Annotated in this window: 13 protein-coding genes and 1 pseudogene; 12 read left to right on the top strand and 2 right to left on the bottom strand. The window is 54.2% G+C overall.

The window, feature by feature from the left end:
- Positions 1-55 precede the first annotated feature (55 nt).
- The 3 genes and pseudogenes from IGQ15_RS09750 to IGQ15_RS09740 all read left to right on the top strand — a co-directional run.
- Positions 56-454: pseudogene (locus IGQ15_RS09750) on the top strand (GGDEF domain-containing protein); the annotation flags it as partial.
- 168 nt (positions 455-622) lie between these two features.
- Positions 623-1,783 carry a ferredoxin--NADP reductase gene (gene petH / locus IGQ15_RS09745; protein ID WP_297051258.1) on the top strand — a complete coding sequence of 387 codons (1,161 nt, stop codon included), beginning with the start codon at positions 623-625 and terminating at the stop codon, positions 1,781-1,783.
- Positions 1,784-2,007: 224 nt separating this feature from the next.
- Positions 2,008-2,316 carry a hypothetical protein gene (locus tag IGQ15_RS09740; protein ID WP_297051256.1) on the top strand — a complete coding sequence of 103 codons (309 nt, stop codon included), beginning with the start codon at positions 2,008-2,010 and terminating at the stop codon, positions 2,314-2,316.
- Here IGQ15_RS09740 and IGQ15_RS09735 read toward each other — a convergent pair.
- Positions 2,313-3,689, bottom strand: coding sequence for an isochorismate synthase (locus tag IGQ15_RS09735; protein ID WP_297051254.1), 1,377 nt, complete (start codon positions 3,687-3,689; stop codon positions 2,313-2,315). The genes IGQ15_RS09740 and IGQ15_RS09735 overlap by 4 nt on opposite strands.
- A 128-nt stretch (positions 3,690-3,817) precedes the next feature.
- Between IGQ15_RS09735 and msrB the strand changes: the two genes are divergently transcribed.
- The 7 genes from msrB (at position 3,818) to IGQ15_RS09700 (ending at position 9,845) form a co-directional block, all read left to right on the top strand.
- Positions 3,818-4,225: a peptide-methionine (R)-S-oxide reductase MsrB gene (gene msrB / locus IGQ15_RS09730; RefSeq protein WP_297051252.1), complete on the top strand. Its 408-nt coding sequence runs from the start codon at positions 3,818-3,820 to the stop codon at positions 4,223-4,225.
- 91 nt (positions 4,226-4,316) lie between these two features.
- Complete coding sequence (locus tag IGQ15_RS09725; RefSeq protein ID WP_297051260.1) at positions 4,317-5,042, top strand: GAF domain-containing protein; 726 nt, start codon at positions 4,317-4,319, stop codon at positions 5,040-5,042.
- Between the two features lie 285 nt (positions 5,043-5,327).
- Positions 5,328-5,909, top strand: a complete 582-nt coding sequence (locus IGQ15_RS09720; RefSeq protein ID WP_297051250.1) for a cell division protein SepF — start codon at positions 5,328-5,330, stop codon at positions 5,907-5,909.
- Positions 5,884-6,705 carry a pyrroline-5-carboxylate reductase gene (gene proC / locus IGQ15_RS09715; RefSeq protein ID WP_297051248.1) on the top strand — a complete coding sequence of 274 codons (822 nt, stop codon included), beginning with the start codon at positions 5,884-5,886 and terminating at the stop codon, positions 6,703-6,705. The genes IGQ15_RS09720 and proC overlap by 26 nt, the downstream gene beginning before the upstream one ends.
- 6 nt (positions 6,706-6,711) lie before the next feature.
- Positions 6,712-7,152: a hypothetical protein gene (locus IGQ15_RS09710; RefSeq protein WP_297051247.1), complete on the top strand. Its 441-nt coding sequence runs from the start codon at positions 6,712-6,714 to the stop codon at positions 7,150-7,152.
- The gene (dapA, locus tag IGQ15_RS09705) at positions 7,149-8,039 is read left to right on the top strand and encodes a 4-hydroxy-tetrahydrodipicolinate synthase (RefSeq protein ID WP_297051244.1); all 891 of its coding nucleotides are present in this window, start codon (positions 7,149-7,151) and stop codon (positions 8,037-8,039) included. The genes IGQ15_RS09710 and dapA overlap by 4 nt, the downstream gene beginning before the upstream one ends.
- 60 nt (positions 8,040-8,099) lie before the next feature.
- A complete protein-coding gene (locus IGQ15_RS09700; protein WP_297051242.1) occupies positions 8,100-9,845 on the top strand; it encodes a ribonuclease J in 1,746 nt (581 codons plus the stop codon).
- A gap of 276 nt (positions 9,846-10,121) precedes the next feature.
- Here IGQ15_RS09700 and IGQ15_RS09695 read toward each other — a convergent pair whose 3' ends face one another.
- Positions 10,122-11,414, bottom strand: coding sequence for an AMP-binding protein (locus IGQ15_RS09695; protein WP_297051241.1), 1,293 nt, complete (start codon positions 11,412-11,414; stop codon positions 10,122-10,124).
- 53 nt (positions 11,415-11,467) lie between these two features.
- Here IGQ15_RS09695 and rsfS point away from each other — a divergent pair, with 53 nt between their 5' ends.
- Positions 11,468-11,887: a ribosome silencing factor gene (gene rsfS, locus IGQ15_RS09690; protein WP_297051239.1), complete on the top strand. Its 420-nt coding sequence runs from the start codon at positions 11,468-11,470 to the stop codon at positions 11,885-11,887.
- A gap of 3 nt (positions 11,888-11,890) precedes the next feature.
- Positions 11,891-13,777, top strand: coding sequence for a GTPase (locus IGQ15_RS09685; protein WP_297051238.1), 1,887 nt, complete (start codon positions 11,891-11,893; stop codon positions 13,775-13,777).
- Positions 13,778-13,785 lie beyond the last annotated feature (8 nt).

Genomic DNA, 13,785 nt, shown 5'->3' with positions numbered 1-13,785 from the left:
ATCCCCTCGCTGAAGCGGAGGGGTTTTAGCCTGCCCACATCACTCCTATAACGATACCTATGGCCATCTGGCGGGCGATCGCGCCCTGCAACAGGTTGCCCATGCCATTCAGTCCCAGGTGCGGGAAGCTGATCTCGTGGCTCGCTATGGCGGTGAAGAGTTTATTCTCCTGTTGCGCCGCACCCACCATGACAATGCCATTTGCGTTTTAGAGCGGATTTTGAACCACATTCGCAGCCTAGGGATTCCCCATGCCAGTTCGCCAGTGAAACCCTACCTCACCGTCAGTGCCGGCATTTGCATCGTGACCGCCACCCTTAGGAGCTGCCCAATGGCGGAGCTGGTGGCGACTGCTGATGCTGCCTTGTACGAGGCCAAACGCTCAGGGCGCGATTGCTATCGCTTATGTCTTGAAACCGATGCTTGGCTGAGTGCGCCTGTCTCTTCCAGCTAAGAAATTCAGCCCTAGCCTTAGAGAAAGCCCCGGTAGCTGCCCCTGCTCGATATAATGTGGGTGGCCAAAGCACGGCAATCCCCTAGCCAAAACGTGATAGTTGATCGCGGTTGGGACGTTGTGTTGCAGAATGTAAAGCTGAGTTAATTTTTGGAGATCGTGTAGCCCATGTACAATGCGACGAATTCTAGCAGTCGGATGTTTCGCTATGAAGTGGTGGGACTGCGACAAAATGCCGAAACTGATAAAACCGACTATGCCATCCGCAACAGTGGCAGTCAATTTTTCAACGTTCCCTATAACCGCATGAATCAGTTTATGCAGCAGATTAGCCGTTGGGGGGGCAAAATTGTGAGCATTCAACCCCTCGATGGTGTGGCTGCGCCCTTGGCTGCGACCACGGAACCCGCATCCAATAATGGTGCTGCCCCTGTTAAAGAAAAGAAAGTTGATATTCCCGTCAATATCTATCGTCCCAATAATCCCTGCATTGGTAAGGTTATTTCCAATGAAGAGTTAGTGCGTGAAGGGGGCGAGGGAACCGTCAAGCACATCATCTTTGACATCTCTGGTACTGAGTTGCGCTATCTCGAAGGCCAAAGTATTGGCATTATTCCTGCGGGTACCGACACTAACGGTAAACCCCATAAGCTGCGCCTCTACTCTATTGCTTCGACCCGCCACGGTGACTTTCAAGATGATAAAACGGTCTCCCTGTGTGTGCGGCGCCTAGAGTATAAGGACAAAGAGACGGGGGAAACCATCTATGGCGTTTGCTCTTCCTACCTGAACCAACTGCAACCCGGCGATGAGGTGAAAATCACAGGGCCAGTGGGTAAAGAAATGCTCCTGCCCGATGACCCCGAAGCCACGATCATCATGCTGGCAACAGGAACGGGGATTGCCCCCTTCCGTGCCTTTTTGTGGCGCATGTTCAAAGAAAATAACCCCGATTATCAATTCAAGGGGCTGGCATGGCTCTTCTTTGGCGTTGCCTACACTGCGAATATCCTCTACAAGGATGAGTTAGAGGAACTACAGGCCAAGTATCCAGAGCACTTCCGCCTCACCTATGCCATCAGCCGTGAGCAAAAAACTCCTGACGGCGGCAAGATGTACATCCAAGGTCGCATTGCTGAGCATGCGGATGAAATCTGGCAACTCCTCCAGAAGAAAAACACCCATGTCTATATGTGTGGTCTGAAGGGGATGGAGCCGGGTATTGATGAGGCAATGACAGCGGCGGCAGCCAAAAATGGTGCCGATTGGCAAGAGTTCCTCAAGGGCACGCTTAAAAAAGAAGGCCGCTGGCACGTGGAAACCTACTAGGGAGATCATTTGGGGGGCGATCGCCCCCTTTTTTTCCTCAATGTCAATTGCCGCTTGGATCTGTCAGGATAGAAGTAGGTTGCCTGGTGACATTCTCCTTCACTAACCTTGGCAATACTCTTGCAGCATTTATGATGGAGCTGTTACTGAGAAATCAATATCTGGCGTACGGTCGCTAAAATGTAACCTATTTAACGCCAAGTCATGAGTGTTCTCGTATTCTAATGGTGAGTACCCAGCGATCGCCTATGATTTATCCTCGCTTTCTGCGCAAAGCCTACCGTAAAGAACCCATCTCCGCTTTCCTTCTGTTAATGGGAGGGGTTGATTTGACCATTGGTGGCTTGGGGGGCTACAACGGTCTGCTGCTATTGGGTTTAGGTCTGATGGGAAGCGCGCTGCTCTATCGCCTGCTCCAGCGATCGCCCGAACGTCCTCTCCCTGAGAAAGTTCCCCAGTATGCACTGCCGCCCCAATCCTCCCAGCCCCTGCCGATGCTGACGATGAGTAAAAAACAGCCCCCCCTGCGCTAGGCCAAAGCTGAGATCATCGTCTGAAATTTCCACAGAATTTCCTGCCATTCCCGTTCCGGGTGAGAGCCTTTGACAATACCCGCCCCAGCAAAAAGATGGGCATGATTGCCCTGCAGCTGGGCAGAGCGAATGCCGACAATGAATTCCCCTTCGCCCGTTGGTGTCACCCAACCAAGGGGAGCAGCATAGCCATTGCGATCAAAGGGTTCCAGTTGCTGAAGCCAGTCTTGTGCCCGTGAAGCAGGATACCCTGCTACTGCTGGCGTAGGATGTAAAGCCGCCACCACTTGAAGAATATGAATGGGTTGGGGCAGCGGTGCCTGAATCAGCGTTTGCAGATGTTGGATATGACTTAGCTCAAGGATGCGTGGTTGGGTAGGCACCTCACAGGTCATGCCCAACTGTTGGAGGGTTTGGCAAAGAAATTCAACAATGATCTGATGCTCGTAGCGTTCCTTGGGGCTGCGGTAAAGGCCATTGCGCAGGCTTTGGTCCTCCTGTTGGGTTTGCCCCCGGGGACGGGAACCCGCCAAGGCATCGGTACAGAGAACGCCATCGGCCATCTTGACCAAGCGTTCAGGACTGGCCCCCAAAAAGACCTGCTGCCGCTCTTGGCCAACACTAAAGATGTAGCAATTGGCGTACTGCTGACGCAGGTTTTGCAACGTTCCCAGCCAGTTAAACTCCTGAGGCTGCTCTAGGGTGAGGGCGGCGGCCAAAACCAATTTTTCGAGGTTTCCCTCCTCTAGGAGCTTGAGGGCCCGCTTGACACTGGTAATAAATCGCCCATATTGCTCAGGCAGGGGGGGTAGGGCGATCGCCAGTGGTGGTGGACAGGGGGGCGGATCAGCGAGAATGTGGGCCAGTGCCCGCTGCACTAGTTGCCAGTCTTGCCAGAGGCGATGGGGTGTACTGGTCTGTAAGGCACAACTGAGGGTGAGCCAAACATGATCCAGACGCTGAATCACCTGCCAGCGGGGTAAGAACCCTCGGTTAGCGCCTGAGTGATCCCAAAAACTGAATTGACAGAACAGGCGCGGTTCGGCTGGAGCGATCGCCCACACTCGGCTGAGGGTTTGTTCACTAAAACGCTGGAGTTCCACAAACCGTTGATGTCCCTGAACACTGCTGGTCGCCACCGCACCACAGGCAGCAACGATCTCCCCCGCTTGCTCAAGGTAAAAATGTTCACTTTCGCCACTGACCTGCATCAGCCCAGCCAATAGCATTAGGGGATCAACGGTGGGTAAAGAGATGCCTAAACTGAGGAACTGACAATTGGCCTGCTGTGCTGCCTGAATTCCAGCGCTGACCTGAGTATAAAACTCGGACTCGGAGGACAAATCAAAAGTAAGGGGCAGCGAAACGGGCATAACCAAACAAGGTCAAGATTGCCCTTACATTTTCCCCTTGGCAGGGAACCTTTGGCAAAAAGACTGGAACTTCCCGATGTCCCTGATTATGCTGAGGAGTAGGATCACTGTCTATTTCTGAGGCAAGCATGGCTAAGGTTGTGAAAACAGATGCGGAATGGCGAGCTCAGCTTACCCCTGAGCAGTACTATGTCACCCGCAAGAAGGGAACGGAGCGTGCCTTCACGGGCTGCTACTGGAAGAACAAAGAGCCCGGACTCTATCGCTGTGTCTGCTGTGGCACGCCGCTTTTTCGCTCTGAGACCAAGTATGACTCTGGCAGTGGCTGGCCGAGTTTTTGGCAACCCCTTGACCCCAAAAATATCCGCATGGAGCGGGATCTTTCCCATGGCATGGTGCGCACGGAGGTTCTCTGTGATGTCTGTGATGCCCACCTCGGCCATGTCTTTGAGGATGGCCCGCCACCCACAGGACTGCGCTACTGCATTAACTCAGCGGCGCTGGAATTTATCCCTGAATCTGCCGCTTCTTCATGACCCCCGTGTTGAACAACTGCAAAGTCTCAATCCTAGAACTGGCGCGGCAACAGCCGTTCCACGGGGCAAACTTTGAGGAGATTTTCGGGACATTCTTCGGACGAGTGCCCACAGTCTCAATGTGGCACGGGTGAGTCTGTGGTTTTATTCGGGCGATCGCCAGCATATTGAATGTGTGCACTTGTTTCAGCAGTCGCCCCAGGGCTTGACAGCGGGGATGACGCTGACCGCCAGTGACTATCCTTGCTACTTTGCGGCTCTACAAGAGGAGCGCACGACTACGGCTCATGAGGCTTGGGTTGATCCACGCACCCAAGCGTTTCGCCAAAGTTACCTCGAACCCCTTGGCATAACCTCATTGCTGGATGTGCCCATTTGGGTCGAAGGGGTGATGATGGGTATCCTCTGCTATGGACATGTGGGGCCGCCTCGCCAGTGGACGGTTGCGGAGGAGCAGTTTGCCGCTTCCCTAGCGGATCTGGTGTCCTTGGTGGTGGAAAGTCGCGATCGCCACCGCGCCCTCAGAGCACCAGAGGAAAGCGAAGCCCGCTTAACCACCTTCTTTCAAGCCACCTCTGAGGCGGTAGTCATCCATGAGCAGGGGACAATTCTTGATGTCAATGCGGCAACTGAACGGCTGTTTGGCTATACGGCTTCAGAACTAGTGGGTCAGTCGGCCTTGTTGTTACTGCGGCGAGTCTATGAGAATTTGATCACCAACGCCCTCAAACATAATCGTCCCGGTATCACCATCACCCTGACGGCAGAGGGACAGGGAGACAGCGTTTACTGCACCGTCTTAGCCAACCCAATCTAGAGCATTGTTACCCTTGACAAACCCAAGGCAAAAGCGAGAGACTTAAGGCCAACTTCATCTTTTTCTCTCGGTTTCCTGTAAAATGGCCAGTTGAACCTTCTTGTTTTAACTCAACTTTCGTGGACGTTTGTGCATAGGTTCCCTTTTAGCCACGAAGCTAGGATTGTTAAGACACGAAACATATCATCTGGCTTTTATCCCTCTGACCTGTCGCGGTGACTCAGCTACGGCACGTCAGAAAACTCTTGCAACTCATCCATTTATTAGGAGCAATAGCGAGTCGTTATGTTGGGCAAACTCCGTGACCTCATGGGCCTAGGCCCAGAGACTGACATCTACGATGAGGAATACCCTCAAGGAACGGCAGGAACGCTAACCCCGGAACCGAAGGTGGAACGGCTGCCCACATCGCGGCCAACCCTGAGTCATGACCTTGACCCCAGTCCATCTCCCTCAGTTGCCACTGGTTCAGTGCCCACGGGATCAGCTCCTTCGAATGTGATTGGTATGCCCAATGCCGGTCGTTGGTGGGGGGCAGTGGCGGAAGTTTTGGTGATCCAGCCCCGCAGTTTTAGTGAAATGCCTGAGGTGATCAAGGCTCTTAAAGAGCGGAAGTCTGTGGTGCTAAATCTGACCTTGATGGAGCCAGAGCAAGCCCAACGCTCAGTGGATTTTGTTGCCGGTGCTACGTTCACGATTGATGGCCATCAAGAGCGTATTGGTGAGAGTATTTTCCTCTTTACGCCAAGCTGTGTCCAAGTGAGTACCCAAGTCGGTGGGGTGCGTCCAACTGCCACACCAACCCCCACACCCGTTGCCCCACCGCCCGCTTGGGGTATGAATGCCCAACAACAGCGTAGTGCCTAGGGTGCCTGCTCTTGGGATCATTGGCTGTGGCCGCATGGCGGAGGCAATGCTTGCGCGGTTGCTGGCGGATGGTCTCTTGCCAGAGCAGGTGTGGGTATCGGCGCGATCGCCCCAGCGGCAACAGCATCTAGCCCACACCTATGGGGTTAGGGTGACAACGAACTTAGAGGTGGCCACAGCCGAAACGCTCCTACTGGCGGTCAAGCCACAGGTCTTTGCCGATATTGAGTCGGAACTGGCGGATACGCCGGTGGCACAAAGCACTGGGGTTGTCCTTTCCATCATGGCAGGGATCAACAGTGGGCGGCTGCGGCGGCTTTTTCCCCAGCGGCTGATCTTTCGGGCAATGCCGAATACACCGGCCCAGGTGGGCGCCGGGGTGATTGCCCTTGCCAGCGATAGTGCCGCCAGTGAACTGGAGATTCGCAAGATTAAGAATTTGTTAGGGGTGCTGGGGCAGGTGGTGGCTGTCAGTGAAGGGCAAATGGATGCAGTAACGGCGCTGTCTGGCTCTGGCCCTGCCTTTGTTGCCCTGATTGTGGAGGCGCTTTGCGATGCCGGGGTGGCGGTGGGCTTATCGCGATCGCTGACACAGGAACTCGTTTATGGCACAATAGCAGGCACAGTACAATTACTTAATGAGCGTGGGCTGCATCCAGCACAACTCAAGGATGCGGTCACCAGTCCTGCGGGGACAACCATTGCGGGTCTCGAAGTACTGGAAGCTGCTGGTGTGCGTGGAACCCTCATGCAAACGGTAAAAGCGGCCTACGAGCGTGCCCAAGCCCTCAACTAAGTGCCTATGCCCAACTCTCCCACAACCGCTGACCCCCCCGCCATTGAAGGCTTAGATGTGAAGGTGGTGTTCATTTACTACTTTGCCTGTGTCACTGCCATCACCGCCTTGAGTTTGAGCCAAATTTGCCACTGGAGTCTGTTGTCTCCCCTACCCTACCGTTGGGGATTAGCCGTGGGGGTCGTCGTGGGAGCGATTGCTGCCTATTGGAATCATACGCAAGTCCTTGCGATCGCCTTGCCGCAACTGTCGCGACTGGAGGCATGGCTTAAGGATAATGGCTATGAAGTGACTGAGACCGAAGAGAATTTGACCATTTATCGCTCGCCCCAAAGCTGGCGACGGGGAGCAATCATTCTGGAAACCTTGGGCGATCGCCGGCGTGTGTATAGCCGCGCGGTCACGATTCGGCAACTGCAACGGGACTTGGCTGAGGGTGGACTGTGACTGACTTTGGACGTGTGATTACCGCCATGATTACGCCATTTACAGCCGATGGCGCGATCGCCTACGATGTGGCGGCAGAACTGGCACAGCACCTTGTGGCCAATGGTTCCGATGGTATTGTTGTTTGCGGCACCACAGGGGAATCTCCCACCCTCACTTGGGAAGAGGAGTTTCAACTCTTTCAAACGGTGCAGCAGGCTGTGGCGGGCAAAGCCAAGGTGATTGCAGGTACGGGTTCCAACTCCACCCATGAGGCCATTCATGCCACAGCAAAGGCCGCAGAACTCGGCCTCGATGGTGCCCTCTTGGTTGTACCCTACTACAACAAACCGCCCCAAGAAGGACTCTACGCCCATTTTCAGGCGATCGCCAGGGCGGTGTCGGACTTTCCCCTCATGCTCTACAACATCCCCGGCCGCACAGGGCAAAACCTGCTACCAGAAACAGTGATTCGCCTTGCTGACTATCCGAACATTGTTGCCATTAAAGAAGCCAGCGGCAGCCTTGATCAAGCCAGTGCCCTACGTGCCGCCCTACCGCCGACCTTTCGCATTTACGCTGGCGATGATTCCCTAACGTTGCCATTACTGGCCGTTGGTGGTTATGGTGTAGTCAGTGTGGCCAGTCACCTTGTTGGCTTACGCATTCAAGAGATGATCCAAGCCTTTGTCCAAGGAGAGACGGCCAAAGCCACTGCTATTCATTGTCAACTATTGCCACTGTTCAAGGTTTTATTTGTGACGACGAATCCGATCCCGATTAAAGCTGCCCTCAGCCTGCAAGGTTGGGCGGTGGGGGCGCCCCGACTGCCCCTCACGTCTGCGAGTGACGCTGTGATTGGCCAATTGAAGCCTGTTTTAGATGATCTTGGCCTCCTGAAGTCTTAAGACAACGCTAGGGATTTCCCAAGCTGCACTTTTTTTGTTCGTTTCATCGTAAGGAGACCTATGAGTCAATCCGCTGCAACTGCTGCCCTAAAAATTATTCCCCTCGGTGGGCTGCATGAAATTGGCAAGAACACCTGTGTTTTTGAATTCCAAGATGAAATTATTTTGCTGGATGCAGGGCTAGCCTTTCCCACTGATGGGATGCATGGGGTGAATATCGTCTTGCCCGACATGACGTACCTGCGGCAAAATCGCGACAAAATCAAGGGGATGATTGTGACCCACGGCCACGAAGATCACATTGGTGGCATTGCCTTTCATCTCAAGCAGTTTGATATTCCCGTCATCTATGGCCCTCGCCTTGCCATGGCGTTGCTGCAAGGGAAACTTGAAGAGGCAGGAGTTGGCGATCGCACCGAACTTCGCACCGTACAGCCTCGGGACATGGTGCGCTTGGGCAAAAATTTCCTTGTGGAGTATATTCGCAATACCCACTCCATTGCCGATAGCTTCTCGGTGGCGATTCATACGCCCATTGGCGTGATTATCCACACTGGGGATTTCAAGTTCGACTTTACCCCCGTTGATGGCGAGTGCTTTGACATTCAGCGGCTAGCGGAGCATGGGGAAAAAGGGGTTCTCTGCCTCATTAGTGACTCTACCAACTCGGAAGTCCCCGGCCACACCCCCTCGGAGCGATCGGTGTTTCCCAACTTAGATCGTGCCTTTAGCCAAGCAGAGGGGCGGATTATTTTTACCACCTTTGCCTCTTCAGTGCATCGCCTCAGTATGGCCTTGGAATTAGCGCAAAAGCATGGCCGCGTGGTCTCAGTCTTGGGTCGCTCGATGCTCAATGTCATTGCCCATGCACGGCAGTTGGGATACATTCGCTGCCCTGATGATCTCTTTGTGCCGCTGCACATCATGCACAAGTACCCGGATCATCAGGTGATGTACCTGACCACTGGCTCCCAAGGGGAACCCCTGTCTGCTCTGACGCGGATTTCCAAAGGAGAACACAGCAAAATTAAAATTCGCCCCGGCGATACTGTGATTCTCTCAGCTCACCCCATTCCGGGGAACACGATTGCCGTGGTCAACATGATTGATCGCCTGATGATGCAAGGCGCGAAAGTCATCTACGGTCGCGAACAGGGCATTCACGTCTCTGGCCATGCCTGCCAAGAGGATCAAAAGCTGATGCTGGCCTTGACGAAGCCCAAGTTCTTTTTACCGGTGCATGGCGAGCACCGCATGCTGGTGAAACACGCCCAAACCGCTCAGAGCATGGGCATTCCCCCGGAGAATATGGTGATTATTGACAACGGCGATGTGGTGGAACTCACCCGTGACTCGATTCGTGTCGTAGATAAGGTGCCTGCTGGCATTGAGTTACTGGATCGCGGTGGCATTGTCAAAGCCCATGTCCTGCAAGAGCGGCAACAACTGGCCGAGGAAGGCATTATCACCGTGGCGGTGGCGGTGGGTACTGATGGCACCCTGAAGGCCACTCCTGAAGTGCACCTGCGGGGCGTGGTCACGGCAATTGAGCTACAGGCTTGGCAGGCTTGGGTACATGCCACGGTCGAAACCGCTTTGAGCGATCGCTGGAGTGAATATGCCCGCAACGGCGATATAGATTGGGCAGGAGTCAAAGCCCACATTGAACGGGAACTGGTGCGACTGGTGCGCCGTGAACTTCAGGGCAACGCCTCAGTCCTATTGCTCCTGCAACCCATCGAAGTCACCCCCACTGTGACAACAGGAATTCGGCGGCGTCGCAGCACCGCTTCTGTGGTTGGCTAGCACCAAGCCCCTTGGGCAGGAGAGCGTGCCTATTTTGTAGGAGATCCCTGCCCGTTTATTTTTGCTTCCGCATGTTGGTAATCTCCTACTAAGTTTCTCTAGTTTCCTCGGGAGACACGATTGACTTTAAATAAATGTCGCCTATGCACGGGGAGAGATTTGATGCGTTGGATTCGGTGGCTGTTCGGACATTGCTGGAGAGTTGGAACGCTAGTTAGTTTTTCTGTATTTTTAGGATCGTCGAGTTAGTTACCGCCAAGCACTATCCACAAAACCTCAAAGTGCCTTCATCATCGAGGACGATCGCACCTTTCCTTGGGGCGTGCGGGGAATTTGGGGCACAGAAATCCATTGCTTGGGGCATTTGTAGGCACTGCACTGCTGTTTGAGCCATCTGCTGAGTTCCTCAGGGGAGGCCTCTCCCACATAAAGGGCAACGACTTGTTCGCCCCAACGGGGGTCGGGTGTGCCGTAGATGTAGATATCTTGAACAAGACCACTGTCAAGGAGTAAGGCTTCTAACTCTTCGGGATAGATATTCTCGCCACCACTGATGATTTTGCGGCTGGTGCGTCCCAAAATGTAGAGGCGATCGCCCCGCCATTGAGCGCGATCGTCCGTTTGGAATGTCTCTTCATGGAATAACTGAGGGTAATAGCCAAGGGCAAGGGAGGCCGCCTGAATCTGAATCTCCCCCGTAGGGGTTAAAGCAATCTGGGCATGGGGTAAGACTTGACCACAGGAGCGATCGCCCGTCCAAAATTCTCCCTGCCGCTGAGCACAGATCATGCCTGCGGTTTCCGTCATTCCATAACTGAGACATAGGGGCAATCGCTGGGCTGCTGCTTCCTCTAGTAGTTGTGACCAAGTGGGACCACCGCCAATAAAAATTCCCCTTAACTCCCCTAACCACGGGAGCGGCTCTGTGAGCACCTGTTGCAATTGCCGAGGCACCAAAGACAGCCACAGATCACAATTGCCGGGCGGTGCGGCTTGCCGTAGGTCCCGTAAATGGCTCGCAAGATAGAGTTCTCCCCCTGTCCAGAGCGATCGCACCACGGGCATCAGGCCACTGACATGGTACAAGGGCAAAATACTTAGACAGTGAATCACCCCTTCTTGTAAGTGGCTTTGCAGCCCCATTACTGCTGCCTGAAGGGTCGCCACCGTGTGAATTGCCCAACGCAACCGCCCTTGAGTTCCTCCAGTGGGAATCAGAATCCAGCCCTGGGGCAAAGGTTCTCCAGATCCTTGAGGGTCTAGGGGGGGCACGCTTCCCCAAGCCATAAAATTCTGGGGTAGGATCGCTGCCACCTGCTGCCACTCTTGGGACTGCCAGTGGGGATTAGCCAGTAGCAGAGGCGTCCCTGTGGAGAGCGCCGCTAGAAAACCCCTGATAAAACACAAGGGATCGGATTCTGCCAACACGAGGAGAGTGGGTTGCTGCTCTTGGAGTTGCTCTTGATAGTTGGCTAATTGCTCGAGGAGTCTAGCGGTAACAGTGCGCCATTGTCCGTTGTGGGGATACGACAGCCAGTGGGGGGCAATACTCGTAAGTTTTTGTAACAAATCTGTCCTGCGCCTCCCTAAACCAATAGGTAAAATCAAAAGATATAAAAGGAGTGCATTTAGGAGACAGCAGCCTGATTATTCAACAGATGCAACGGGTAGCCGCGATAACTGACCCTAGCCTTAAATTAGCATGGGCCGCAGCCTATGCTGCCGATGATCGCAAGGGAGTGGATATCTGCCTTTTGGATGTGAGTGGCGTGTCCTACTTAACCGATTACTTTGTGATCATTACGGGACTCTCAAAAACCCAAGTGCGCGCCATTTACCAAGGGATTGAGGAGGCGGCTCTCGAACATTGTCAACGGCAACCCCAACATATCGAAGGCCAAGCGGAATGTTCATGGGTGCTGATGGACTACGGTGATGTGATTGTGCATGTGCAGTTGCCCAAGGAACGCCAATACTACAACCTTGAGGCCTTTTGGGGGCATGCCCGGCGCATTCCCTTTGAGTCACTGGTGACCACCTAGCCGATGCAACCCTCTTGGTGGCAGTGGATTCTTTTTATCCTGCCACTGGTGGCGATCGCCAGCTTTATCCTCACCGCCGCCTCAATACAAATTCATGCTTGGGGACTGAGTTGGGTCTGGGCCGTGGTGGTCATGATTCTACTGCTGTGGCGGTGGGGAGTTGCCCATTGGCTCAAGGGTCAGCCGACAGACATTGATTCTCGTTCTTTTGATCTGCCAAGAAGCAGTGATTCAGAAACGGATCAACGCGCCCTCAAGATTCTCCAACACACCCTTGAACAGAGCCGCCAAGACCCGCCCCCTTGGGAAAATTGGCCACTCTTTTGGCAGCGAGTACAAACCCTCGTCAGTGAGATTGCCAAAGTCTATTATCCCAATGTCCAACGTCCGCTGCTGCAAATCTATGTGCCCCAAGCCTACCGCCTGTTACGGGACACGATTGATGATGTGGATCGCTGGCTGGAAACCCTCAACCCGATTTTGTCGCGGGTAACTGTCGGGCAGGCAGTGCGCGCCTATGAACTCTCGCGGCAGGTGGCACCTGTTGCTCGCTGGGGCTTTACCGCTTGGAATTGGGCCCAGTGGTTCCTCAATCCAAGTGTGGCGATCGCCAAAACATTTACCCAAGAGCAGCAGCAAAAGGCCAATCAAGCCCTGATTGCTAACTTGGGACTGACCCTGCGGGAACAGGTGCTCAAGGCCTTGGGACTGCGGGCGATCGCCCTCTACAGTGGCAGCCTCACCCAACTGGAATTGCCCACCCCCACCCGGCGCACAGATACAGGGACACTAGAGGAAATTTTAGAGCAGAGTCTGCCCCTTGCCCGTGCCGAAACCCAGCCTGTCAACGTCTTTCTCGTGGGTCGCACTGGAGCAGGCAAAAGTAGCCTGATCAATAGTTTATTTGCTGCTCCCACCACCTGTGTTTCCCCCTTGCCCAACACAAGCGAGATCCAACAGTACCGTTGGCAGGAAGATTTGACCCTTTGGGATACCCCCGGCTACGAAGATATTCGCGATATTCGCGGTGCTGATCTTCAAGCTCGCCTACGGGAATTGCTACCGCGCATGGATGTGGTATTGCTGCTGACGCCAGCGCTGGATCCTGCCCTTGCTCCGGACATCACCGCCCTGCAATTGATTCGCCAACAGGTAAGGGACTTGCCGATTGTGGTGGCGGTAACCCAAGTGGATCGGCTGCGCCCCCTGCGGGAATGGCATCCCCCCTATGACTGGCAACGGGGTACCCGTCCCAAGGAAGTGAGTATTCGCGAGGCGGTGGCCTATCGCCAAGAACAGTTGGCCGCCTATACGCCCCATGTTTTGCCCATTGTCAACAGCACTGAAGGACGCATGGCTTGGGGACTCGATGCCCTCAGTGATACTCTTGTGAGTTTAATTGCCCCTGCCAAGCAGATCCGCATGGCTCGCTGGCTCAGCGATCGCCAGACACGGCTCCACACTGCTGCCCGCCTCATTGACACCTATTGCCACCGCATCACCACCAGTCAAGGCATTACTGATTTGCTCAAGCGACCAGTGCTCCAGTTTGTTTCAACAATGCTCACGGGGTCTCCCGCCGCCGCGTGGCTTTTGGCAGAACAATTGCCCCTGGAACACCTACCCGTCATCCTTTGTAAATTGCAACTGGCCTATGAACTCTATATGCTGCTGCAAAATGCTAGCGATCGCATGGAAATACTGCCGCGCCCCTTTGATCTTAAAACCTTAGCTCCCTTGCTGCTGCAACACCGTAGCCCCCTTGATCAGGATACTTGGGCCACAGGACACACCCTCGTGGAGTTTTGGACGCAGCCTGAGCCGCCCTTGACATTAATGGCGCGCTATGAGGACTATTGGCAGCGCTTCGCCAGGGCTTCAGCCAAATGACGAAGATA

Origin of the sequence: Thermosynechococcus sp. M98_K2018_005, from assembly GCF_015295825.1 — a bacterium.
Lineage (GTDB): Bacteria > Cyanobacteriota > Cyanobacteriia > Thermosynechococcales > Thermosynechococcaceae > Thermosynechococcus.
Note: the sequence above shows the minus strand (reverse complement) of the source record. Positions and strands in the feature narration are given on the sequence as shown.